Annotated in this window: 22 protein-coding genes and 2 pseudogenes; 13 read left to right on the top strand and 11 right to left on the bottom strand. The window is 63.8% G+C overall.

The annotated features are described in order from the left end of the window. The first annotated feature begins 293 nt into the window (after positions 1–293). Positions 294–3086 carry a DEAD/DEAH box helicase gene (locus CCR96_RS24430; protein ID WP_242518474.1) on the top strand — a complete coding sequence of 931 codons (2793 nt, stop codon included), beginning with the start codon at positions 294–296 and terminating at the stop codon, positions 3084–3086. Positions 3087–3226: 140 nt separating this feature from the next. Further along, a complete protein-coding gene (locus CCR96_RS04765; RefSeq protein ID WP_201217968.1) occupies positions 3227–4627 on the top strand; it encodes a ribonuclease H-like domain-containing protein in 1401 nt (466 codons plus the stop codon). Positions 4628–4790: 163 nt separating this feature from the next. Here the strand turns inward: CCR96_RS04765 and CCR96_RS04760 are convergent, their stop codons facing one another. The 3 genes from CCR96_RS04760 to lipA all read right to left on the bottom strand — a co-directional run bounded on the left by CCR96_RS04760 (position 4791) and on the right by lipA (position 7262). Next, positions 4791–5447 carry a riboflavin synthase gene (locus CCR96_RS04760; RefSeq protein WP_201217966.1) on the bottom strand — a complete coding sequence of 219 codons (657 nt, stop codon included), beginning with the start codon at positions 5445–5447 and terminating at the stop codon, positions 4791–4793. Between the two features lie 392 nt (positions 5448–5839). Next, positions 5840–6220: a hypothetical protein gene (locus CCR96_RS04755; RefSeq protein ID WP_201217964.1), complete on the bottom strand. Its 381-nt coding sequence runs from the start codon at positions 6218–6220 to the stop codon at positions 5840–5842. A 46-nt stretch (positions 6221–6266) separates the two neighbouring features. Then, on the bottom strand, positions 6267–7262 hold the full coding sequence (lipA, locus tag CCR96_RS04750; protein ID WP_201217961.1) for a lipoyl synthase: 996 nt from the start codon (positions 7260–7262) through the stop codon (positions 6267–6269). A 150-nt stretch (positions 7263–7412) separates the two neighbouring features. Here lipA and ribBA point away from each other — a divergent pair, with 150 nt between their 5' ends. The 9 genes from ribBA to CCR96_RS04705 all read left to right on the top strand — a co-directional run bounded on the left by ribBA (position 7413) and on the right by CCR96_RS04705 (position 17198). After that, the gene (gene ribBA, locus CCR96_RS04745) at positions 7413–8528 is read left to right on the top strand and encodes a bifunctional 3,4-dihydroxy-2-butanone-4-phosphate synthase/GTP cyclohydrolase II (RefSeq protein ID WP_201217958.1); all 1116 of its coding nucleotides are present in this window, start codon (positions 7413–7415) and stop codon (positions 8526–8528) included. A 60-nt stretch (positions 8529–8588) separates the two neighbouring features. Beyond that, positions 8589–9056 carry a 6,7-dimethyl-8-ribityllumazine synthase gene (gene ribH / locus CCR96_RS04740; RefSeq protein ID WP_201217956.1) on the top strand — a complete coding sequence of 156 codons (468 nt, stop codon included), beginning with the start codon at positions 8589–8591 and terminating at the stop codon, positions 9054–9056. A 1-nt stretch (position 9057) separates the two neighbouring features. Next, positions 9058–9606, top strand: coding sequence for a transcription antitermination factor NusB (gene nusB, locus CCR96_RS04735; protein WP_201217953.1), 549 nt, complete (start codon positions 9058–9060; stop codon positions 9604–9606). Positions 9607–9743: 137 nt separating this feature from the next. Then, complete coding sequence (thiL, locus tag CCR96_RS04730; protein WP_201217950.1) at positions 9744–10697, top strand: thiamine-phosphate kinase; 954 nt, start codon at positions 9744–9746, stop codon at positions 10695–10697. A gap of 119 nt (positions 10698–10816) precedes the next feature. Further along, on the top strand, positions 10817–11356 hold the full coding sequence (locus tag CCR96_RS04725) for a phosphatidylglycerophosphatase A family protein (protein ID WP_201217947.1): 540 nt from the start codon (positions 10817–10819) through the stop codon (positions 11354–11356). A gap of 204 nt (positions 11357–11560) precedes the next feature. Further along, positions 11561–13831: a DNA topoisomerase IV subunit A gene (gene parC, locus CCR96_RS04720; protein ID WP_201217945.1), complete on the top strand. Its 2271-nt coding sequence runs from the start codon at positions 11561–11563 to the stop codon at positions 13829–13831. Positions 13832–13959: 128 nt separating this feature from the next. Further along, positions 13960–15372 carry a DegQ family serine endoprotease gene (locus CCR96_RS04715; protein ID WP_201217942.1) on the top strand — a complete coding sequence of 471 codons (1413 nt, stop codon included), beginning with the start codon at positions 13960–13962 and terminating at the stop codon, positions 15370–15372. Then, positions 15372–15545, top strand: a complete 174-nt coding sequence (locus CCR96_RS04710; protein ID WP_201217940.1) for a hypothetical protein — start codon at positions 15372–15374, stop codon at positions 15543–15545. Before CCR96_RS04715 ends, CCR96_RS04710 begins: the two co-directional genes overlap by 1 nt. A 66-nt stretch (positions 15546–15611) precedes the next feature. Beyond that, positions 15612–17198 (top strand): sensor domain-containing diguanylate cyclase, encoded by a 1587-nt coding sequence (locus CCR96_RS04705; RefSeq protein WP_201217939.1) that lies wholly within the window; start codon positions 15612–15614, stop codon positions 17196–17198. On the opposite strand, the gene CCR96_RS04700 is transcribed toward CCR96_RS04705, so the two are convergent. After that, the gene (locus tag CCR96_RS04700) at positions 17195–18364 is read right to left on the bottom strand and encodes an aminotransferase class I/II-fold pyridoxal phosphate-dependent enzyme (protein ID WP_201217937.1); all 1170 of its coding nucleotides are present in this window, start codon (positions 18362–18364) and stop codon (positions 17195–17197) included. The genes CCR96_RS04705 and CCR96_RS04700 overlap by 4 nt on opposite strands. Positions 18365–18450: 86 nt before the next feature. Between CCR96_RS04700 and CCR96_RS04695 the strand changes: the two genes are divergently transcribed. Together CCR96_RS04695 and CCR96_RS04690 are read left to right on the top strand one after the other, a co-directional pair. After that, entirely contained in the window at positions 18451–18828 is a 378-nt protein-coding gene (locus CCR96_RS04695) for a type II toxin-antitoxin system RelE/ParE family toxin (RefSeq protein ID WP_201217928.1), read from the top strand. Next, on the top strand, positions 18818–19141 hold the full coding sequence (locus tag CCR96_RS04690) for a helix-turn-helix domain-containing protein (RefSeq protein ID WP_338035812.1): 324 nt from the start codon (positions 18818–18820) through the stop codon (positions 19139–19141). Before CCR96_RS04695 ends, CCR96_RS04690 begins: the two co-directional genes overlap by 11 nt. A 110-nt stretch (positions 19142–19251) precedes the next feature. Here CCR96_RS04690 and CCR96_RS04685 read toward each other — a convergent pair. The 7 genes and pseudogenes from CCR96_RS04685 to CCR96_RS04655 form a co-directional block, all read right to left on the bottom strand. Further along, positions 19252–19521: pseudogene (locus tag CCR96_RS04685) on the bottom strand (PD-(D/E)XK nuclease domain-containing protein); the annotation flags it as partial. Positions 19522–19583: 62 nt separating this feature from the next. Then, a pseudogene (locus CCR96_RS24425) lies at positions 19584–19697 on the bottom strand (AAA family ATPase); the annotation flags it as partial. Between the two features lie 3 nt (positions 19698–19700). Next, positions 19701–20084: a DUF4870 family protein gene (locus tag CCR96_RS04675; RefSeq protein ID WP_201217925.1), complete on the bottom strand. Its 384-nt coding sequence runs from the start codon at positions 20082–20084 to the stop codon at positions 19701–19703. A 156-nt stretch (positions 20085–20240) separates the two neighbouring features. After that, entirely contained in the window at positions 20241–21527 is a 1287-nt protein-coding gene (serS, locus tag CCR96_RS04670; protein ID WP_201217923.1) for a serine--tRNA ligase, read from the bottom strand. 96 nt (positions 21528–21623) lie between these two features. Then, on the bottom strand, positions 21624–21983 hold the full coding sequence (locus CCR96_RS04665) for a DUF190 domain-containing protein (protein ID WP_201217920.1): 360 nt from the start codon (positions 21981–21983) through the stop codon (positions 21624–21626). Further along, entirely contained in the window at positions 21980–22357 is a 378-nt protein-coding gene (gene crcB / locus CCR96_RS04660; RefSeq protein ID WP_242518470.1) for a fluoride efflux transporter CrcB, read from the bottom strand. The genes CCR96_RS04665 and crcB overlap by 4 nt, the downstream gene beginning before the upstream one ends. Positions 22358–22408: 51 nt before the next feature. Beyond that, positions 22409–24103 (bottom strand): c-type cytochrome, encoded by a 1695-nt coding sequence (locus tag CCR96_RS04655; protein ID WP_338035811.1) that lies wholly within the window; start codon positions 24101–24103, stop codon positions 22409–22411. Between the last annotated feature and the right edge of the window lie 208 nt (positions 24104–24311).

The following is a 24311-nucleotide window of genomic DNA, read 5'->3' as shown; positions in this document are numbered from 1 at the left end:
GGATTCTCCTCATAAAAAGCATGCACGGGTAGCGTGCGAAAGCGCACGGTGACACAAGTCGCGGTCGCCGAACATTGCTTTCACCCCTGATATTGTCAAGCCAGGACAGCTGCAAAATGCAAGCGCAAGGCCAAGGCCAAACTGCGGCAAGCTGTGCGATCGAGACCACCCTCACCGACAATCAAAACCTGCAGCCGTCCTGAACCCTTTGCCGCTCGCCTGACTACCGAGCATGCCCTCAGCCAATGTTATAGGCGCTAGACTTACCCGAGAACATCAATCGGGGATCGAGCATGGGGAGAGAGCGGATCAAGACCGCCGAACAAGCGACGCCGATCAGTCCAGGCGACGACAATGACCGCGTGCAGCGGCTGCTGTCGCGCCTGCAGCGAAAATACAGCACGCGCATCACCGGCGAGCTGCGCATGCCAGCCACGGCGGCGCGTCAGGCGCCGATTCCGGAGTCGATGCATCCGGCGCTTCGTGAGGCCTTATCTGCACGCGGATTCTCTAACCTGTACAGCCATCAACGCGCGGCCTGGGATCTGGCGCAGCAAGGCAAGCATCTGGTGGTAGCCACTCCGACCGCCTCTGGCAAGACCCTCTGCTACAACCTGCCGGTGCTCGATGCAGTACTGAGCCGCGGTGCTAAGGCCCTCTACCTGTTCCCGACCAAGGCGCTAGCGCAGGATCAGGTCGCCGAGCTGGCAGAGCTGAATCGCGCCGGACGACCGCCGATGCGCTCAGGCCGCGAGGCAGGCGCCAGCGCTCGCGCCTTAGACGCAGCACCCGGGCCCAGCGTCTCCGGCACCAAGATGAGCGTTAACGCCGGCGCGGATCAGGTCACCCTCGGCATCAAGGCCTTCACCTTCGACGGCGACACCCCGGGCGATGCGCGCAAGGCGGTGCGCACCCGCGGCGATATCGTCGTCTCCAACCCGGACATGCTGCATCAGGCGATCCTGCCGCATCACACCAAATGGGCGCAATTCTTCGAGTCGCTGGCGTTCATCGTCGTCGACGAACTGCACAGCTACCGCGGGGTGTTCGGCTCGCATGTCGCCAACGTCTTTCGCCGGCTGCAACGGATCTGCCGGTTCTATGGGGTGCAGCCCCAGTTCATCTTCGCCTCGGCGACCATCGCCAATCCGGCCGAGCTGGCCGAGCGGCTGATCGGCGCGCCGGTGGTGCCGGTCACCGACAGCGGCGCGCCGCAAGGCGAGCGCCATCTGCTGCTGTGGAATCCGCCGGTGATCAATCCGGATCTCGGCATCCGCGCCTCGGCACGCTCGCAGACCACCCGCATCGCGCGGATGGCGACCAAGAGCGGGCTGAAGAACATCGTCTTCGCCCGCTCGCGGCTGATGGTCGAGGTGATCACCAAGTACCTCAAAGATGTCTTCGATCGCGACCCGCGCCGGCCGCCGCGGGTGCTCGCCTATCGCGGCGGCTATCTGCCGAGCGAACGACGCGCGGCCGAGCAGGCATTGCGTGCCGGGCGCGTCGATACCGTCGTCAGTACCTCTGCGCTGGAGCTCGGGGTCGACATCGGGGCGCTCGATGTGGCGGTGCTGAACGGCTATCCGGGCACCATCGCCGCCACCTGGCAGCGCCTGGGGCGAGTCGGCCGGCGCAATCGCCCCTGCCTCGGCGTGCTGGTCGCGACCAGCGATCCGCTGGATCAGTACATGGTGCAGCACCCGGAGTTCTTCCTTGGCGCCTCGCCCGAGCATGCGCGCATCCATCCCAATCAGCTGCTGATCCTGATGGACCATGTGCGCTGCGCCGCCTTCGAGCTGCCGTTCCAAGACGGCGATCCGTTCGGCGGTCCCGGCTGCGATGAGGATCTCGGCGAGATGCTCAGCTATCTGCGCGATGAGGGCGTGCTGCAGCGCCAAGTCGGCCCCAATGGCGGACGCTGGTACTGGATCGCCGACAGCTATCCGGCCAATGCCGTCTCCTTGCGCTCGGTGGCCGAGGGCAACTTCGTCGTCATCGACATCAGCGACGGCAAGCAGACCATCATCGCCGAGGTCGATTACAGCAGTGCGCCGGGCACCGTCTACGAGGGCGCGATCTACATGGTGCAGTCGCAGCCCTATCAGGTCGAGCGCCTCGACTGGACCGGGCGCAAGGCCTTCGTGCGCCAGACCCGGGCGGACTACTACACCGATGCGATCGATTACACCCGGCTGAAGATCCTCGATCGGTTCGATAGCCGCGCACTGGGTCGGCCGACAGGAGCAACGCCGAGCACCGCGGGCGCAACGGACTGGGCCGAAACCGCCGCGACCACAGCCCCCTCGGTAGCAGGCAACGCATCCGCCGAGCCTGCCGCATCAGGCGCCACGCCCCTGCCCGAGATGCCGGCGCAACCTGCGACTGCGACACCAAAGGTTTCACAGGACTTCGCGTCGATTTCTCCGTCAGCGTTCACCAGTACGGCCGCTGAATGCCCTTTCGCAGCAGCCTCGCACGGCGAGGTCCACATCGTCCGGCGCTATCCCGGCTACAAGAAGATCCGCTATTACAGCCACGACAATATCGGCTACGGCCACATCGATCTGCCCGACCAAGAGATGCACACCACTGCGGTCTGGTGGCAGGCCGAGCCCGCGGCGCTCGAGCAGGCGTTACCGGCGCGCGAGCATGCGATCGAGGGCTTCCTCGGCGCCGCCTATGCACTGCATCACGTCGCCGCGCTGCGGGCGATGGCCGAGGTGAGAGATCTCGGACGCGCGGTCGGCGACAGCCAGGGCAGCTGGTCCGCGGTGCTCGGGAACGACGGCCGCGGACAGTTGCGTGGGCCGAGCAACGAGCCGCTGGAGCAGCCGCCCGGCGACCGCTTCGAGCCGACGCTGTTTCTCTACGACAACTTCCCCGGCGGTGTCGGGCTGTCGGCGCCGTTGTTCGATGATGCCACGGTGCTGATACAGGATGCGCTCGGCTTGGTGCGCGGCTGCGCCTGCCGCGCCGGCTGCCCGGCCTGCGTCGGGCCGATCTTGGCTGGCGATGAGACGCGCGCGTTGACGCCGAAGCAGGCCGCTCTCAACGTGCTCGCATTACTCGACGGGGGCGTTGCGTAATCGTGCCTGAGACCAACCGAAACCGGCCGAGTCGTTTACGGGGCGGCGTCCGATGCGCCACATGGACTGGCCACAACCGATTCACCAGCGCCCCCCATCTCTGTCAGCCAGCAACTATGGTGATCGATTAGGATTTCCTCATGTCGAGCCTACGAGAACGCTTGCGTCGATTGCGCGCGAGTACCGGCACACAGCCTCTAGCTCCGCAACCGTCGGCGCGATCCGGTCTGGCCGAGATCTCGCCTGACGCCCGAAGCCAAGAGCCGGACCGAGACCCGCAGGATCAACACAGCCGCGATCCTGGCCAGCCCGTCGATAAAGCTGCTGAAACCGAACTGCTTGGGCCTGACGCGACCGCCGCCAAAGCAAGGCCACTGAGCCTCGCCGAGCGCATCCGCCGTCTCTCCACTACTGGTCCCAAGCGCGTCTACGAACGGCCAACGGCAGAGGCACTGGCCGAAAGCCTCGGTGCCGAGATCATCGCGCCGGGCCTGCTGCAGCTGGAGCGCCACCAGCCCTTGACTCAACGCCATGGGCGCTTTCAACCCGCGCACGGGCTAGAGTGCCACTTGGCAGAGACCAACCTCACCCGCCTGGCGCTTCCAGCGCCGGACGGATGGACCTTCATCGACACCGAGACCAGCGGCCTCGCCGGGGGCACCGGGACCTGGGCCTTCGTCGTCGGCATCGGGCGCATTCAGGGCAGCGAGATCCGGCTGCGCCAGTATCTGCTGCTCGAGCTGGATGCCGAGCCAGCCATGATGGCCTGCATTCAGCCGGAGCTTGCCGCGGCCAATCCACTGATCAGCTACAACGGCAAGACTTTTGACCTCCCGCTGCTCGAGACCCGGCTACGCCTGAATGGCCTCCCCGGTCTGCCGGAGTCCATTCCGCATCTCGACCTGCTGTATCCAATCCGACGTGCCTTCGCGACGCGCTGGCCCAACTGCCGCCTGGCGAGCTGCGAGCAACGTCTGCTTGGCTTCGAGCGCGCCGACGACCTGCCCGGCGCCGAAGCACCGGCCGCCTGGCTGGACTGGCTGCGCGAGGGCAACCCGGCGCGGCTCGGGGCGGTGCTGCGCCACAACCGGCTCGATCTGCTGTCGTTAGCGGCCTTGCTGCCAGCGCTGAGCCAGGTCCAACGCGAGCCGCTGGCCTATGGGGCCGATCTCTCGGCACTGGCGCGGCAACTCGAGCGCAGCGGTCAAGCGCTAGAGGCAGAGCGGTTATTGGACGCCGCCTCGCGCGATCTTGAGCCCGCAGCAGCCTTGGCGCTCGCGCGACTGAAGCGGCGACGCGGTGCCTGGAACGAGGCCGTCGGCATCTGGGAGCGGCTCGCTGCCGAAGGCGTGATCAACGCCCTAGTTGAGCTGGCGAAATACCAGGAACACGTCTGTGGCAATCTCACCCTGGCTCTTCGCTATGCCCGGCAACTGCCGATGACGCCCGAGCATCTGCGTCGTTGCACGCGACTGCAACGGCGCCTTGAGCGGCTTCTTGGCGCGCCCCCAAGACCTGCAGCCACCTCTTCTACAGACTGACCTCGCACAGTCCGCAAAACACCAGCTGCACACCTGTACTCAGCTTCCGCCACCTTCATTGCGCCAGCACGAATCCGAGCGCTCGCCCCAGTCCAACCTCCACCTGCCCCGCGCTCACAGCAACGACGTGGGCAAATTCGAGCGGCTCGCCAGCATCTCGACCTCAAGCGAACCCATGGCGGCGCAGAAACTCCTCGGTCAGCCCAGCGCCGCTGTGCTCAGCCGCTTGCTCACCGAGCAACAAGCGCTCCAGGTAACGCGCGATCAGATCGACCTCAAGGTTCACCTGGGTGCCGACGCGATAATCGCCAATGATGGTCGCGCTGAGGGTGTGAGGGACGATATTCAGCTCGAAAACGGCGCCCTTGACCTTGTTGATGGTCAGGCTGGTGCCGTCGATGCAGATCGAGCCCTTGACGGCGATATAGCGCGCCAGCTCTCCGGGCGCGTGAATCTGTAGACGCCAAGAGCGGGCATCCTCGCGGACCTCGAGCAAGGTACCAACGCCATCGACATGGCCGCTCACCAGATGGCCGCCGAGCGGCGTCGACAGTCGCAATGCCTGCTCCAGATTGACCCGAGCCCCAGCGCTGAGCTTGCCCAGCGTGGTCAGCGACAAGCTCTCGCGCGAGACATCCGCCGCAAATCCGCGTGCCGTCAGCTCGACCGTAGTCAAGCAGACGCCGTTGACGGCAATGCTATCGCCCAACGAGACCTGACTCAGGTCGAGCGCACCGGCGTCGATCCGAATACGCTGATCGCCGCCGCGATCCTCGAGTGCCTCGACCCGACCGATCGCCTCAATGATGCCAGTGAACATCGCCACCTCCAGACTGCTCGAGCGCTGCGACTGGGGCAACGATCGCGCTGGCGAGCGTCTCAAATTTGGGCCACAAAGCTCGCCGCCGATTCCACAAACAGATGCAAGCCATTACCGCGACTTGCATTTCGGCAGTGATCCACAGAACCTGTGGATAAGTCGGTGGATACATTGTCGAAACCCTTGCTAAGTGCATGACTTCTTGACGCTTGAGTTAAAGCGGTCAAACCTTAACCGCCAAAAATTTACGCTTTTCGAACAATAACTTATTGAGGTCCAACTGATCCGGAGCTGAGGCTCGCCAGTGGCGTTCCCGACTGGCCAAGCCGCGCCGCGACTTGTGGGCAACTCCCTAACACTCGGGCTCGACATTGCCTTTGATCGATGCATGTTCAGCGCGACAAACGCTGAAACAGGACCGTCAACAGCACGATCGGAGCCGCCACGGCGAGGATCAGTGACGCAATCCCGGCGATCCACCGGTTTGTCCGCCAGCTCAGCAAGACAAACATCGAGACGAGAAACAGCGCCCAGATGAGCAGCTTGACGACCACCACGGGGTCAGGCGCTCCGAGTGCCGCAAGCGAGGGCAGCGCGGACACAACCGACAGCAACAGCAAGCTCGGGATGCACATCAACGCGGCATTCGGCGGGGCGAAGGGCTCATAGCCATAGCGATCGAAGGCGACACGGTTGAGGCCGTGTATGGAGCCGACAAGCACCATGAACAGCAGGAATGCAAGCGCCAGCTGAAACAACATCAACGTCGACAACCGCTACCTCGTCGATGCAAGCACCACCCGATCATGGCTTGGTCGATCATGGTTGGCCGATCGCACCAATCGCCTGCTGATCCGCATGATAGGAAGAGCGCACCATCGGACCACTCGCGACGTTGCTGAACCCCATTCGCTCACCGGCCTCACGCAGCGCCTCGAACTCGGCCGGCGCCCAGTAGCGACGCACCGGCAGATGCTCTCGGCTCGGCTGCAGATACTGGCCCAGTGTGAGCATGTCGCAGCCGTGTGCGCGCAGATCGGCCATCACTGCCAGCACCTGCTCCGAGGTCTCGCCGAGGCCGAGCATCAGCCCGGACTTGGTCGGCACGCGTGGGTGCAGCGCCTTAAAGCGCTCCAGCAGCCGCAGCGAGCCGACATAGTCAGCCCCAGGCCGCGCCTCACGATAGAGCGCCGGGACGGTTTCCAGATTATGATTGAACACATCGGGCGTCGCCGCACCCGCAAACGCGGCCAGCGCCTGCTCCTCGCGGCCGCGGAAATCCGGCACCAAGACCTCGAGCTTGGTCGCGGGGCAGCGCGCGCGCACCGCCTTCAGGCAGGCCGCGAAGTGCCCGGCACCACCATCACGTAGATCGTCCCGATCAACCGAGGTGATCACAACATACCCAAGCCCCATGCGTTCGATGGACTCCGCCAGCAGTTCGGGCTCCGCCGCGTCGATCGGCTGCGGCCGACCGTGGGCAACATCACAGAACGGACAGCGCCGAGTACAGACATCGCCAAGGATCATGAAGGTCGCGGTGCCATGGTTGAAGCACTCGCCCAGGTTCGGACATTGTGCCTCTTCACAGACCGTCGCGAGCTTATTCTCACGCAGCAGCCGTTTGATCCGCGCGACGCCCGGTCCAACCGGCGCCTTGGCGCGAATCCAGGCCGGCTTGCGCGGGATCTCGCTCAGCCTCTCGACCTTGACGGGGATGCGCGAGACCTTGTCTTGACCGCGCTGATGCGTATCCGGGCTCAACCGAGACGGAGCAGTGAGGCTATTCGGGATGTTTACCAGTGGGTTTGGCATTAACGAGAAACTCTTCGACAGCGGAGCGATTCTGTCCAGTCTAACATTGGCCGAACCAGACACGGCAGCAGCCACCGAGTGACGCTTAGCAGGCGCTGCGTTATGCTAGTCGGCTTGACCTCGCGCCGCCCGCCCTGACGTTTCCGTGCCATGACCCTGAATTCGACCGAAGAGATCATCGACGAACTCCGTGCTGGGCGCATGGTCGTCATGATGGATGACGAAGATCGCGAAAACGAAGGCGATCTGCTGCTTGCTGCCGATAGCGTGACGCCGGAAGCGATCAACTTCATGGCCAAGTATGGCCGCGGCCTGATCTGCCTGACCTTGACCAAAGCGCGCTGCGAACGGCTGCGGCTGCCGCTCATGGTCAATGCCAATACCGCCGCGCATTCGACGGCATTTACTGTCTCAGTCGAGGCTGCACGCGGGGTGACCACAGGCATCTCGGCTGCAGATCGCGCCCGCACGGTTGCGGCCGCGGTTGCCGCCGACGCCAAGCCGAGCGATCTGGTCCAGCCCGGCCATGTCTTCCCACTCATGGCGCAGCCAGGCGGTGTCTTGGTCCGCGCCGGGCATACCGAGGCCGGCTGTGACCTGGCCCGGCTCGCCGGCTTCGAGCCAGCCGCCGTCATCGTCGAGATCTTGAACGAAGACGGCACCATGGCACGCCGGCCTGACCTCGAGACATTCGCCGAGACGCATGGGCTGAAGATTGGCACCATCGCCGACCTCATCCACTACCGGGTTGCGAATGAGAAGGCCGTCATCCGCGAGGCTCAGGGCAGCCTGCCCACTGCGGTCGGAACCTTCAAGGTCACCGCCTATCGCGACACCATCGACAATGACATACACCTGGCACTGGTGATGGGCGAGATCAATGCCGAACGACCAACCCTGGTGCGGGTGCATCTGCAAAATACCGTCTGCGACCTGTTCGGCGCCCAGCATCCGGCCTGTGGCTGGCCGCTCGATGATGTAATGCGGCAGATGGCCGATGCCGGCGAGGGCGTCATTGTGGTGCTTCGCAATCGCGATCAGGGCGAAGATGTGCTCGCCAAGCTGGCCGCGATCACCGAGCCTGGCGACCAGACAGCGGTGCCAGCATCCACCCACAGCACCCGCAATGAGCTTCGCACCTATGGGATCGGCGCCCAAATTCTTGCCGATGTCGGTGTGCACAAGATGCGCGTCATGAGCGCGCCGAAGGCCATGCACGGCATTTCCGGATTCGACCTCGAGGTTGTTGAATACCTCGGTGGCTAGCGTTTAGAGCATACCGATTAGAGCATATCCATTAGAGCATATCGATTAGGGCATACCGAGATGATCAAGACCTATGAAGGCGCGCTGCGCGCCGGCAACGCGAGATACTGCCTAGTCGTGTCGCGCTGGAACAGCTTCATCGTCGAGAGCCTGGAGAAGGGCGCCATCGACACCCTCAAGCGTCACGGCGCCGAAGAGGCCGACCTCAGCATCGTGCGGGTGCCCGGCGCCTTCGAGATGCCAGTCGTGATCGAGCGCATCGCGGCCAAGGGCGGCTACGACGCCATCATCGCTCTCGGCGCGGTGATCCGCGGCGGTACACCACACTTCGAATACGTCGCCGGCGAGTGCGTGAAGGGCATGGCGCAGGTCAGCCTCAAGCATGGGCTGCCGGTGACCTTTGGCGTGCTGACCGTCGATACCATCGAGCAAGCCATTGAACGGGCCGGAACCAAGGCCGGCAACAAGGGCGCTGAGGCCGCACTCTCGGCGATCGAGATGGTTGACCTCTTGCGCGGGCTGTCCTGAGATGGCCGGACGCCGCAGCGAGGCCCGTCGCTATGCCGTGCTCGCGCTCTATCAATGGCAGGTCAGCGGGCAAACGCCGGCCGAGATCGCCAGCCATTTCTTCGACGACCCGTCCTGGATGGAGGCGATTGCCGAGGGCATGTCTGAAGATCGCGCCGAGACGCAGGCTGCCGCGTCGAGCGGCAAGAACGGTCAGTTGACCGCCAAGCCGGCCAAGCAACCGCCGAGTGCGCGGCCATACGATCATCAGCTCTTCAGCAACCTGCTGCGCGGGGTCCCGGAGAAGGCCGATGAGATCGACGACGCCTTGCGTGGCAACCTCGATCGCTCGCTGCAGAGCCTCGACCCAGTCGAGCGCAGCATCCTGCGCATTGGTGCCTATGAGCTGCTGTACAGCCATGAATTGCCAGTCCGTGTGGTCATCAATGAGGCGGTCGAACTCGCCAAGGCCTTTGGCGCCGAGCAGGGTCATCGCTACGTCAACGCGGTGCTGGACCGGGTCGCGCGCACGGCCCGCACCGACGAGCTTGCCCGCAAGACACACGCCTAGACACACAGTTAGACAGCATCCAGAAACGACTTCCGGACTCGAGTGCCACTGTCCGTCAGTCAACGGTCAGCAGACAATCGACAGTAACTAAACAGTGACTAAGCCGAACACAGCAGCGCCCGTTGAGAGTCATCGCGATGTCTGAATTCGATCTGATCCAACGCCACCTGACCGGTCTCGGGAGCGCGCGCAACGACGTGATCGTCGATGTCGGCGACGATTGCGCCCTGCTGCAGGTGCCAGCCGATCGCGAGCTGGCGGTGAGCATCGATACCCTGGTGTCCGGCGTTCACTTCCTGCCGGAGACCGATCCCGAGGGCCTAGGCCATAAGTCACTCGCGGTGGGCCTCAGCGACCTGGCCGCGGTCGGCGCCGAGCCGGCCTGGGCGACCCTGGCGCTGAGCCTGCCAGAGCCCGATGAGACCTGGCTACAGACCTTTGCGCGCGGCTTTGCCGATCTGGCCCGTCATGAAGACGTCCGCCTCGTCGGCGGCGACCTGACCCGCGGCCCGCTGTGCATCTCCGTGCAGGTGCATGGTTTCGTGCCCAGGGGCCACGCGCTGCGCCGCTCGGGCGCACAGCCCGGCGATCTTGTCTGCGTCAGTGGCGCGCTCGGCGACGCCGGGCTTGCACTTCAGCATGTGCAGCGCGGTGAGCCGCTCGGCGATTATCTTCGCCAGCGTCTCGAGCGGCCGACCCCGCGGGTCGCCTTGGGTGAGGTCCTGCGCGGGGTGGCCACTGCAGCGATTGACCTGTCAGATGGCCTCGCCTCAGACCTAGGGCATATCCTGACGGCCTCCGGCTACGGCGCCCGCATCCAGCTCGACCATTTGCCACTCGCCGACCAGGTCGCCGGCGAAGTCGCGGCCAGCAACGATTGGGCTTTACCACTCATGGCCGGCGATGACTATGAGCTCTGCTTTACCATACCCAAGTCGCATCTTGCTGAACTGAAAGTACTTGCCGCCGCTGCTGGCTGTCCACTGACGCAGATCGGCGAGATCGAATCCCGCCCTGGCCTGCGCTGGATGACCGCTGATGGTCACCAATGGCACAGCGAGCGCACTGGTTACGATCATTTTGCAGCATGATCAGGGACAATCAGATCAGCCGCGCCAAACATCAGCCAAACATCAATTAACTTTAAAAGCCGCTGATCGACGCTCGCTCAACACCCCAATATCCACTTAAACGCTCCAGGAGACAACCGATGAGCACGACCCCAACCTCTGGCGCCATTGCCAGCCCTAGCTTTCAACCCACCCGCCCCGACCACCTCATCGCCTATGGCTTTGGTGCCGGCCTCTCGCCGATGGCGCCAGGCACTGTGGGCACCCTGGTCGCGATCCCCATCTATCTGGTGCTCTCCCATCTGCCCGGCTTAGCCTACCTGGTCGCCCTTGCGGTGCTGATCGGCGTCGGACTCTGGGCCTGTGACAAGGTCGCCACTGAGATGGGCGAGGATGATCCAGCCTCCATCGTCTGGGACGAGGTCGTCGGCTTCCTGGTCGCAATGGCCGCAGCCCCAGCGGTCAGCCTGGCCTGGATTCTGATGGGCTTCTTGCTATTCCGCCTGTTCGATATCTATAAGCCCTGGCCAGTCAGCTGGGCCGAGAAGCGCTTCAAGGGCGGGCTCGGCATCATGGCCGATGATCTGGTCGCCGGTGCCATGACCTGGGTCGTGTTGACCTTCATGGCGATGATCGTCAGCGCCTCGCTCGGCCATGGTGTCGCGACCATCGCACACTAAAGCGCCTTCTGCTCCATCTCATACGGGCTGGCGGATCTTTTTGATCCGCCTTCAATCCTTGCCACGCTGGTCACATCGCTCGTCGATGCCCCCAGCGCGCGCCCTTGATAGACAAGATAGGCTGCAAGCTTGAGCGCTGATGGCTCCCAAGCGGCTGCCGCTCGCCGCATTCACCTCCGATCAATCTGGGCCAACCGCCACCGCATGACCGAAACCCCGATCTATAGCCCCGAAGGCCTCGAACGCCTGCCGCTGCATCTGTTCAGCGAAAAGGCCTACCTCGATTACTCGATGTACGTGATCCTGGATCGGGCACTGCCGCACGTCGGCGATGGGCTCAAGCCCGTGCAGCGTCGCATCCTCTATGCGATGTCTGATCTCGGGCTCACGGCGACGGCCAAGTTCAAAAAATCGGCGCGCACCGTCGGTGATGTGCTCGGTAAGTTCCATCCGCATGGCGACAGCGCCTGCTATGAGGCGATGGTGCTGATGGCGCAATCGTTCAGCTATCGCTATCCGCTGATCGATGGCCAGGGCAACTGGGGCTCGCCCGATGATCCCAAGTCGTTCGCGGCGATGCGCTACACCGAGTCGCGCCTCACAGCCTATGCTGAGGTGTTGCTCGCCGAGGTCGCGCAAGGGACTGTCGACTGGCAACCGAACTTCGATGGCACCCTGGAAGAGCCAAAGACACTGCCAGCCCGTCTGCCGAATCTGCTCTTGAACGGGACCAGTGGCATCGCCGTCGGCATGGCCACCGACATCCCATCGCACAATCTGCGCGAGGTCGCCAAGGCCTGCATCCACCTGCTCAAGCATCCAAACGCCGAGCTGGATGCCTTGATGCGCTATATCCCTGGGCCAGACTTCCCCACCGCGGCCGAGATCATTACGCCGCCAGCCGAGCTCCGGCGGATGTACGAGACCGGCCACGGCTCGATCAAGCAGCGCGCCTGCTACGAGTTAGAGCAGGGCGACATCATCATCACCGCCCTGCCCTATCAAGTCTCCGGCAGTCGGGTGATGGAGCAGATCGCCGCGCAGATGCAGGCGAAGAAGCTGCCGATGCTCGAAGATCTGCGTGATGAATCAGACCACGAGTGCCCGACGCGCCTAGTGCTGGTTCCACGCTCGAACCGCATCGATGTCGCGCGGCTGATGTCGCATCTGTTCGCCACCACCGATCTCGAGCGCAGCTATCGGGTCAACATGAACCTGATCGCGCTCAACGGCCGACCGCGGGTGATGAGCCTGCGCGAGATCCTGTCCGAATGGCTGACCTATCGGCGCAGCACGCTGCGGCGCCGGCTGCAGTATCGGCTCGACAAGGTGCTCGAGCGGCTGCACCTATTGGACGGCCTACTGATCGCCTTTCTGAACATCGATGAGGTGATCCGCATCATCCGCACCGAGGACGAGCCGAAGCCAGTGCTGATCGCACGCTTCGGCCTCTCCGAGGTGCAGGCCGAGTATGTGTTGAATACCCGGCTGCGGCAGCTGGCGCGGCTCGAAGAGATGAAGATCCGCGCCGAGCAGGATGCGCTGGCAGCAGAGCGCGACGGCATCCAGGCGACCCTCGGCGACGAGACCAAGCTGCGCGACCTGATCATCGACGAGATCGAGCAGGATGTGCAGAAGCATGGTGATGCGCGCCGCTCACCGCTGACCGAACGGGCACTGGCCAGCGCGCTGAATGAGACCGAGCTGACCCCCAGCGAGCCGGTCACCGTGGTGATCTCGGAGAAGGGCTGGGTACGCCAGGGCAAAGGCCATGAGATCGACGGCGCTAGTCTCTCGTATAAGGCTGGAGATCGGTTCTTGTCTGCGGCTCGACTGCGCAGCAATCAGCCAGCCGTCTTCTTAGATAGCACCGGGCGCAGCTATTCGCTGCCAGCGCATTCGCTGCCATCGGCCCGTGGACAGGGCGAGCCCCTGACGGGCCGACTTGATCCGCCCAAGGGCGCAAGCTTCATCAGCGTGCTTGGCGGCGATCCCACACAGCGTCTGCTGATGGCCTCGGATGCTGGCTATGGCTTCATCTGTCCGCTGGAGGCCTTGATCGCCAAGCCGCGCGGCGGCAAAGCAGTCTTGACCTTGCCCGAAGGGGCACGGGTTCTGCTGCCGGTACTGGTGTCGAGCGAAGCGGATGCACGGGTCGCAGTAGCCACGACCGCTGGTCATCTACTGGTGTTCCCGATCGCTGAGCTGCCAGAGCTGACGCGCGGCAAAGGCAACAAGCTGATCGGCATCCCAAGTGCCCGCGTGAAATCGCGAGAAGAGGTAGTCGCGGCGATTTGCACCTTGCCGACGGGAGCGAACCTCTGCATCCTCAGCGGTAAGCGTCAACTGACGCTAAAACCGGCCGACATCGAACGTTATCAGGCCGAACGCGGACGCAGGGGGGCCTTGTTACCACGCGGGTTCCAGCGGGTTGAGGGAATGGAGCTGCCTGCTGCAAGGATTGAGTCATCTTAGAAACTGTCCACCAACTTCTTTCCGATTTGAGAGCCATGGTTGAGTGATGATCGGGAAGTAGAAAATTGACAGCCACTCAGCTATGCCTTGATTGAATCGACCAACCGCAGAATCTGTCGCTAGCACCAATGCCTGTGTTTCACCTTCAAGCATTCACCTCGCAGAGTGCCCAGCCTCTCTTTCGCACGCTAAGCACCGCACTGCTCGCCGCCTGGCTGGCGCTGGCGACACCGCTAGCGCTCGCCGTACTGCCCGCCGCAGTCGATGGCGAGCCGCTGCCGTCACTGGCGCCGATGCTCGCCAAGACGGTGCCCGGCGTGGTCAACGTCTCGACCATCACCGAGATCGCCGCCACCGAGCATCCGCTGCTGCGCGACCCGTTCTTCCGGCGCTTCTTCGACATCCCCGGCCATCAACGCAATCGCGAGAGCCAGAGCCTGGGATCAGGCGTGGTGATCGACGCCAAACGCGGCATCATCCTCACCAACCATCATGTGGTGCGCGCCGCCGATGCGATCCGCGTCACCTTCGACGACGGCCGCCGGCTTGAGGCCAAGCTGGTCGGCTCGGACCCGGAGACCGACATCGCCGTGCTGCGGGTCGAGGCCGATGCGCTGACCGCGGTCCCGCTCGCCGACTCCGATGCGCTGCTGGTCGGCGATTTCGTGGTCGCCATCGGCAGCCCGTTCGGACTCGCGCATACGGTCACCTCCGGCATCGTCAGCGCGCTCGGGCGCACTGGGCTCGGCATCGAGGGCTATGAGAGCTTCATCCAGACCGATGCCTCGATCAATCCGGGTAACTCGGGCGGCCCCTTGGTCAACCTGCGCGGTGAGCTGGTCGGCATCAACACCGCCATCCTTGCCCCCGGCGGCGGCAACGTCGGCATCGGCTTTGCGATCCCGACCAACATGGTGAAGATCGTCGTCGAGCAGATCCTCGAGCATGGCAGCGTGCGTCGCGGCCTGTTCGGCGCCGGAGTACAAGACCTGACCCCGGAGATCGCCAGCGCCTTGGAGATCGATCGTTTTCGTGGAGCCGTGGTCGCCGCGTTGGAGCCCGGCTCACCGGCATTGCGGGCTGGCATCAAGCCAGGCGACATCATCACCGGGGTCGATGGGCGCGCGGTGAACAGCGCTAACGATTTGCGCTCCCGGGTCGGCCTGTTGCCGCCCGGCACCCGCATCGAGCTGGAGGTGCTGCGCGACGGCAAGACCCGTCGGCTCAAGGCGCAGATCGATGACCCCTATGCCGATTTCGTTCACGGCGAGAGCCTCAGCCCAGCGCTCGAGGGTGCCTTGATCGGCGAGGCGACGCGGCGCTCCAACCGCAGTCAAACCCGCGTCGTGGTGGTCGGCCCGATCCGCCCCGGCAGCCCCGCCTGGCAGAACGGGCTGCGCGAGGATGATCTGATCATCCAGCTCAACGGGCGCGCGATCGCTCAGGTTAGCGATGTCGCACAGGCCCTGCGCGCCGCCGACGGACTCTATAGCGCACAGGTGCTGCGCAACGGCCAGCTGCTGCTGCTCGCGCGGCGTTGATGCAACAGCTGCGCCTGCCTGGCGCACTGGAGGGGCCGGACAAGATCGATGCCGACGCCCCCAAGGTCCCGAACCGCATCGCAACGGATAAGACGCGCACGGGAGCGGCACAGATACCGGCCACACAACTCACCGCGAACCTGAGAGCGCTTGCTCACCTGATCCGGTTGTAACAGGTGCGGTCTCAACCGCGCGCTGAAGCAGAGGCGCTCGCGCGGGGTTTCGGCTAGCATCCACAGATGCAACAAGAGACCTCGCCCTGGCGCGCATTCCTGCTCATCTTCCCGCTGTTAGCGCTGCTTCCGATCGGCGTGCTCGGCGGTTACGCGCTCTGGTCCATCGCCACACGCATGGAGGCGGTTGAGCGCAGCGAGCGTTTCGCCGTCGATCTGCAACGCGAGGCGGTGAAGACCGGGCTGCAGGCCGTTGCGACCGACCTCTGCGTGCTGGCGCAGCAGAATGAGCTGGGCCATCTGTTGCTGGAAGACCGGCAGCAAGCCCGCCTAGCGATGGCTGCGGAATACCTCGCGCTCGCGCGCAACGCCGACGATTATGACCAGATCCGTTTCCTCAACGACCAGGGCCAGGAGATCGTCAGGGTCAACCACAACGGCGGCCGCCCGGCCATCGTTGCTGACGCGGAGCTGCAAGATAAGTCGAACCGCTACTACTTCCGCGAGACGATGGCGCTCGAGCCGGGACAGATCTACGTCTCACCCTTAGACCTGAACATTGAGCACGGCGAGATCGAACAGCCCTATAAGCCGATGATCCGGGTCGGCACCCCGGTGGTCGACGCCGCCGGCGACAAGCGCGGCATCGTGCTGATCAATCTGATGGCGCAGCGGATGCTCGATCAGGTCGAGGCCGCCGGTGGACTCAGCGTCGGCCAGCCGATGATGGTCAACAACGAGGGCTACTGGCTGGTAACGCCGAACCCGCCGCTGGGCTGGGGCTTTATGTTTCCCGAGCACGCCGAGGATCGCATGGCGCACCACTATCCCGCAGTCTGGGCTCAGATCAATCAGCAACCGAGCGGCACCGTCGCCGTTCCTGAAGGCCTGTTCACCTTCGAGAATTATTATCCCCTGGATGGCCTCAAAGGCTGCCTCGATCGGCGCGGTCTCCGGGCCGAGAGCCTATCCGACAAGGGATATCGCTGGGTGCTGATATCCCAGGTGCCGCAGGCGCTCATCAAAAGCTGGCGCGGTAAAGTGATCTTACAGGCAGTGATCATCGGCGTAGTCGTCCTGGTCCTGCTCGCCATCGGCACCTGGGCTTGGCTGGTCATCGCCACCGAGCGACGCCGCTACCGGGCGCATCTCGAGGCCATGGCGCGCTTCGACCCGCTGACCGGGCTGGCCAATCGCGCCACCTTTGAAGAGCGACTGCTGCAGGAGGTGCAACGCGCAACGCGCCATGATCGCCGCTTCGCCCTACTGTTCATGGACCTCGACGGCTTCAAGGCGATCAACGACCGCCATGGCCACAAGACCGGCGATCAGGTGCTGATCGATGTGGCCCAGGTGCTGACCTCCCATTGCCGTGCCACCGATCTTGCCGCCCGCCAGGGTGGCGATGAGTTTGTCGTCTTACTCGCCGAGATTGAGGATCTGGCCGCGGCCGAGAAGGCGGCCGAAAAGCTGCGCACGCACATCGCGGCCCTGTCCTGGAACCAGATGCAGGTTGGCGCCAGCATCGGTCTCGCCCTCTGGCCGGACGACGCCGATGATCCAGAGACGCTGATGCGCCTGGCCGATGACGCCATGTATCGGGCTAAGCGCGAGGGCAAGAATCGGATTAGCCTTGCGCGAGATTTAGGTTAGCGTTGCCCATACGCGAGCCATCGGCGCAGGCGCTCCACCGCCTCTTCCAACCGCGCTAGCGGCGCTGCGTAGGAAAAACGCAGATGCTCACGCTGGCGGTAGTCGCCGAAATCCCGTCCGGGGGTGAGCGCGACGCCGGTCTGCTCCAGCACCTGGTCGGCGAACCGCTGGCTGTCGTCGGCGAGGTCGCTCGCATCGGCATAGACATAGAAGGCGCCGGCCGGCACCAGCGGCACCTGAAAGCCAAGCTGGCGCAGCGCTGGGACGAGGAAGTCTCGGCGCTGCTGAAACGCCTGCCGGCGCCCCTCCAACTCGGCCAAGGTCTCAGGCTCGAAGGCCGCAAGCGCGGCATGCTGCGAGAGGGTCGGCGCGGAGATGAACAGGTTCTGACACAGCCGGGTGACCGCATCGCCATAGGCCGCCGGTGCCACCAGCCAACCGAGACGCCAGCCGGTCATGCCGAAGAACTTCGAGAAGCTGTTGATCACGAACAGGTCATCGCCGTCGTGCAGCGCACTGCGGACCATGGCTCCGTCGTAGACCAGCCCTTGGTAGATCTCATCCACGACCAGGGTTCCGCCAAGCTTGCGGACAGTCGCCGCAATCGCGCTCATCGGCTTGGGCGCGATCACCGCACCGGTCGGATTCGCTGGCGAGCCGAGCAGCACCGCACGGGTGCACTCAGTCCAATGGGCGCGGATCAGCTCGGGCGTGAGCTGATAGCCGGTCTGCGGACCACAGGGAATCCGCACCGGCACTCCGCCGAAGAGCTGGATGAAGTTGGCATTGCACGGATAGCCCGGATCGGCCAGCAGTACCTCATCGCCAGGATTGAGCAGCAACGCGAAGGTCACCAGTAACGCCGCCGAGGAGCCTGGCAGCAACGCCACACGCTCCAGGCTAGGCTGCGCCGCGGCGGGATACTGAGCCGCGATCCGCGCGCGCAGTTCCGGCAGACCGAGCGCGGCGGTATAGCGGGTCTCGCCGGCCTCAAGCGCCGCCTGAGCGCGCGCAACGATCGGCGCCGGGGTCGGAAAATCCGGCTCGCCGATCTCAAGGTGGATCACATCCCGCCCAGCCTGCTCCAGCGCCTGCGCCTTGGCCAGCACCTCCATCACATGAAACGGCTGGATCAGCGTCATGCGCTCGGCGAGGCGGCTTGTCATCATTGCGACTCCGGGAACAGATCTACTCACATGAGACACCAGTTGAATACCTCGAAAACCCTACCACAAAGTGGTACACTCACAGGATGCAACGCGTCTTCAAAACACGCTTTTTTTGTCGCTGGATGCGCAAAACAGCCTTGACCGACGAGTTGCTCTGTCTGGCGGTGCAAGAGATGCAAAAGGGACTGATTGATGCTGACCTGGGCGCTGGCGTCCTCAAGAAACGGGTCGCCGTTCCTGGACGTGGTAAGCGCGGAGGCACCAGAACCCTGGTCGCCACGAACAAGGACACTCGATGGTTGTTCCTGTTCGGTTTCGAGAAAAAGGCGCGCGCCAATATCCGTGCAGAGGAAAAAGAGGCGCTACAGGCGCTCGCTCAGGATTGGCTCGCGCGCAGCAACGCGGAGCTTGACCAAGCCCTTGCAACCGGAGCACTCGAGGAGATTTGCCGTGAGCACTAAAACCCAGGAAGATCACTCCATTCTGAATGCTGTGCATGAAAGCGCAGCCGACCTTCACCAACTCGGGTTCATCGATCAGCGCCGCATGCGCGAGTACGATGCGTTATGCCTCAAGGCGATCCCTGATTACGACGCCGAGCGCATCCGAGGGTTACGCGAGCGTTATCGGTTAAGCCAAACGGTGCTTGCCTCGCTGCTGAATACCAGCGCCTCTGCCGTGCGCCAGTGGGAGCAGGGCGACAAACACCCGAGCGGGCCTTCACAAAAGCTACTGAATCTACTCGAGCGAAAGGGCTTGGATGCGCTGATCTGAATTGCCTAGCTTTCTCGGCGGCTTGGGGAACGTCGCATCGACGCGCTCATGCTGCCCGCCGATCTCACAGACTCGCGCGGTTGTTCATCCTGTTCATCGCCGTGCAGCATTCAGGGTTGGGCGATGATCTCGGTCTCAAACCCGACCAGCGTGCGCCGCTCGCGGCTGAATTCGATGCCGATGCGCAGGATCGGCAGGCCCTCGGCGCGGTATTTGTCGGCATAGCCGCGGTCTTTGAGCTGTTGCAGGGCGTGGCCTTCCGGCTCGAGCTCGACGACCTTGAATTCGAACAGCCAGAGCTGGCCATTGAAGCGCAGGCGCAGGTCGAGCTGGCCGTGACTCGTGGCATCTTCGGCGGCCAGGTCGAGGCCGAGCGCGGCTCCGCCAACGTATCCAGAAACAGGGTCTTACCGAAGCGGCGCGGGCGGGAGAGGAAGTAGTATTTGCCCGCTTCGATCAGCCGCAGCGCGAAACCGGTCTTGTCGACATAGTCGCCATCGCCTTCGCGGATCTCGCTGAAGGTTTGGATGCCGATGGGCAGTTGTTTGCCGGACAAGCACTATTTCGGCCACAGCCAAGTCTCGACGTCGGTCACCGGCTCACGACGCTCGAGCCGCTGCAGGCCCTTGACGCAACGGATGATGAGCCAGATCAGCCAGAACAAGAGCAGCAAGAAACCGACCAGCACCACACTGAGCAGCATGCCTGAGACGACATAGAGCAGCCCGATCCAGAAGGTGCGGATCTGGAAGCGATAATGGCTGCGCAGCCAATCTGGCGCCGTGTCCCGATACACATAGGCCATGATCACGCCAACAATGCCGGTGACGCCAACCACCAGGCTGACCAGATACAGGATGTAGATGATCTGGGCGTTGGAGGTCGACGGATTAGGGTTTGATGACTGAGATGTCGATGGCAAGGGTGGGATGGGATCTTTCATGGCGCCACTCCGGTGAACTATGAGGACCTATTCAGCGCCGGCCTTCAGCCCGCGCTTTCGGCTCCAGCATCATTAGGGTGAAGGATCTGGCACGGCAGGCAGCGCGATTCGCCAACACCGGCCGCACATGCTGGATCAGCAGCAGAGGCCAGAGCATCAGCCGGCCGGCTCGAGCACGGTCAAGCCACGCATGTAAGGCCGCAATGCCTCGGGCACCTCGATGCCGCCATCGGCCCGCTGATAGTTCTCCAGCACCGCCACCAGCGTGCGCCCGACGGCAAGCCCGGAGCCGTTTAGCGTGTGCAGCAGCTCGGGCTTGTTGGTCTCGGGATTGCGCCAGCGCGCCTGCAGCCGGCGCGCCTGGAAGTCGCCGAAGCAGGAGCAGGAGGAGATCTCGCGATAGCGCTGTTGACCGGGCAGCCAGACCTCGAGATCGTAGGTCTTGACCGCCGAGAAGCCGAGATCGCCGGTGCAAAGCGTCACCACCTGATAGGGCAGCCCGAGCCGTTGCAGCACGGTCTCGGCATGGCCGGTGAGCTGCTCCAGGGCGGCGAACGCGTCTTCCGGGCGCACCGCCTGCACCAGCTCGACCTTCTCGAACTGATGCTGGCGGATCATGCCGCGGGTGTCCTTACCGTAGGAGCCCGCCTCGCTGCGGAAGCAGGGCGTGTGCGCGACCCATTTGCGCGGCAGGCTGGCGGCGTCGCAGATCAGATCGCGCACCAGATTGGTGACCGGCACCTCGGCGGTCGGGATCAGATAGAAATCGCGCTCCGGCCCCGGCACCCGGAACAGGTCTTCCTCGAACTTGGGTAGTTGACCGGTACCGCGCAGGCTGTCGGCGTTGACCAGATAGGGCACGTAGGTCTCGCTGTAGCCGTGCTCCTCGGTGTGCAGGTCGAGCATGAACTGGATCAGCGCCCGATGCAGCCGCGCCATCGGGCCATTGAGCACCGCGAAGCGTGAGGCGGTGAGCTTGGCGGCGGCGTCGAAGTCGATCCAGCCGGCCGGTACGCCAAGGTCGACATGGTCCTTGGGCTCGAAATCGAAGGCGCGTGGCTCGCCCCAGCGGCGCTCGACGCGGTTTGCTGTTTCGTCGCGGCCATCGGGCACGCTGGCGTCGGGCAGATTGGGGATGCCAAGAGCGATCTCGCGCAGCTCGGCTTGCAGGCCCTCGAGTTCGGCATCCATCGCCTTGAGCCGATCGGCGAAGGCGGCGACCTCGGCCATGATCGGGGCAATCTCCTCGCCGGCGGCCTTGGCCTTGCCGATCGCCTTGGATTTGACGTTGCGCTGGTTCTGCAGCTCCTGCACCTCGCCCTGCAGCGCCTTGCGGCGGGTCTCTAGGGCCTCGATGCGGGAGGTATCAAGCCGGAAGCCGCGGCGCGCGAGCTGAGCGGCCACCTGGTCGAGCTCGCCGCGGAGGAGTTTGGGGTCAAGCATGATGATGTCTGTTGGTCAGGGCGTGCGCGTTGGTATCGAATGCACGCTCAGTGAATGATGAGGCAGCAGATCAAAACGCCTCTGCTCGTTGTCGCGTCAGCCGGGTAATACCTGGACATCCTCGTCACATTCGACGTGCACGCTCCAAGACACCACATGACCGGGATCGACGAAATCTTTGATGCGCTCGATCGCGATGCGTGCGCGCTCTGGCCGATCGAAAAACTCCAGTACGAGCGGCAGATCGGTCGATAGATCGACCAAGCCCGCACTGTGCACCACGCCGGAGGCGCCAAAGCCGGCAACGCCGCGCGTCACGGTCGCACCCAGCACGCCAAGCTCATCATGCAGGCATTTCAACAACGGCTTCAGGCCGTGATCCGATTCCGTCAGATAGACCCGGACCATGGTCGCCAAGATCAGGCCATGCCCAGACTCTGGGTCAAACTTGGTCATAGCAACCTCGCGCTCATGATACCGGTCCAACAGGCCCCGAGACAGAGCAGTATGCTACCGGAAACGTTCAGCAAGGCTCGAACCGTCTCGCCCTGCTCCACCAGCGTCAGCGTCTCCAGCGAAAAGGTCGAGAAGGTGGTGAACGAGCCCAGAAAGCCAACCAGCACCGCTGCGCGTAGCTCAGGTGCCACCAGGCCGCGCTCCAAGAAGAGCACAAACAGCAGACCCATGGCATAGGAGCCAAGGCCATTCACGGCCAGGGTTCCCCAGGGAAAGTCGCGCCCAAACAGCCGATAGACGCCGGTTGAGACGCCAAACCGCGCTACTGCACCAAGCGCCCCACCACCGGCGATCGCTAAGATCTGCAACATCATTCGCCTTGCTGTGCTCGTCCTTTCATTTGACCTGCGAACTAATCGGCAGGATCAGTCGGTGCCAACCTCGGTTTGGGCGGCTGACGCTGGCGGAGACATCGCTCTCGATCCAAGCAGACGGCCATCGCGCGCCTTCCTGACACCATAGTAGTCGAACTCACCGCCGTGGAAGCGCTCCGTGGTCTCAGCGAGATCGCCGTTAAAACGCGGATCTTGCGGGCGTTCCTGACTGTTGATGTAGGCCGCGACATCCCAGGCCTGTTGGTCGCTCAGCTCCAGGTAATTGCCGAGCGGCATATTGGTCTTGATGAAGGCGGCGGCGGTGTCGATCCGGTGCATACCAGCGCCCCAATTATAGGAGCGCTCACCCCAGAGTGGCGGAAACACCATCTCGGTGCCAGCGTAGCCACCCTCGCCCTCCTCCCCATGGCAGACCGCGCAGTGCTTGGCGTAAACCACCTCCCCTCGGTCTGGATCAAAGCCTTGCTCGGTCTGAGCAAGCGCCGGAAAACCGCGCCCAGGCATCTGCCGATCACCGGTCGGTGCATCCTGGGCCAGCCAGTAGAGATAGCTGGTCAGTGCAAGCACCGTGGTGCTATCGGCGGCGGGTGGATGGCCGACCTCGGACGCCTGCGCATTCATCGAGTAGGCAAAACAGCCTTGAATCCGCTCAGTCAGCGTATTGACCTTGTTGTTCTTGGCGCGATAAGCCGGATAGGCGACCCAGGCGGCCCACATCGGCGCCGCATTGGCGAGACGCCCGCCGTCCAGATGGCAGCCCTCGCAGACCTGATCGTTACCGACGTACTGGCCCGAGATCTGATGGCTATAGGTATGGCTGAAGATAGACTCGCCCAGCGCGACCATCTCGCCGAACTCATCGGTTGGCCGCTCGCTGCGCGACGGCGGCTGGAAAGGGCGCTCATCGGTGAGCATGCGACCGGGTGCGACCCGGCCTTGATGAGACAAGGCCTCCTTGTGCACCTTCGGCATGATCGACGACCACCAATGTGGCTTGGCCGGCGGCTGAGCCTCTGACTCAGTCTGCGCTTGAGGCGCCGTTGCCGGGGCAACGACAAGGGCGGGCGGCTTCAGCCCGGCAGCGCTCGGCATCCAGGTGCCAGTATCAAGCTCGCGCGCAGTCTCCACCGCCTGCACGGCCGGCAAGGCGGCATAGAAGGCCGCGACATGCTGCGCCTCGGCCAGGGTCAACCGGTGCGCAACCGCCGCCATCATGCCGTCGTGGTCGCCGCGACGCTCGCCCGTGCCCCAGGCCGCAAGCTGACCGACCAGGTAGTTGTAGGGCTGCCCCGCCAACGCCGGAAAATGCTCGCCAACACCAATACCGAGCGGGCCATGGCACTGCTGGCAGGCCGGCAGCCGTCGACCGTCCCAATTGCCATACAGGGCGAGCCAAGCACCGTCTCTGGGGTTCAGATGCTTAGGTACCTGTGCGTTGCTCGCCGGCGGCAGCGCAGCGAAGTAGGCACTCAGCGCGGTGATCTCCTGCTCAGTCAGCAACTTCGCCCAGGGCGCCATGATTGGGTGCTGACGATTGCCATCACGAAAGTTTTGGATCTGATTGGCCAAATAGTCTGCCCCCAGAGCCGCCAAGCGCGGCGCGCCCACCTCCTCGCTGCCGCCGCCATCAGCCTGATGGCACTTGGCGCAGGGCTCGATGCCGCGCTGCGGATCGCCTTGCATGACTAAGGCCTCGGCGAGATTGGGGTCAGGCGAAGTCGCCACAGCGACCGAGACCCTAGGCACGGCGACCCAGGACAGGACAAAAAGCAGGAGGGAGGCGGCGATAGCAAAGCGCGAAACAGTCGACCAGTCGTGATTCTGCATGTTGGCTGACAACCTAATAGGAGCGAAAACTCGTGGAAGTGAAAATCTAGTGCAAGCGAAAAATCAGGTTAACCGAGAAGCGCCTGTCGTCGAATCAGACGCCGGG

Origin of the sequence: Halochromatium roseum (assembly GCF_016653315.1) — a bacterium.
Taxonomy (GTDB): Bacteria; Pseudomonadota; Gammaproteobacteria; order Chromatiales; family Chromatiaceae; genus Lamprobacter; species Lamprobacter roseus.
The sequence above is the reverse complement of the archived record's forward strand: the minus strand, read 5'-3'. Positions and strand labels throughout refer to the sequence as shown.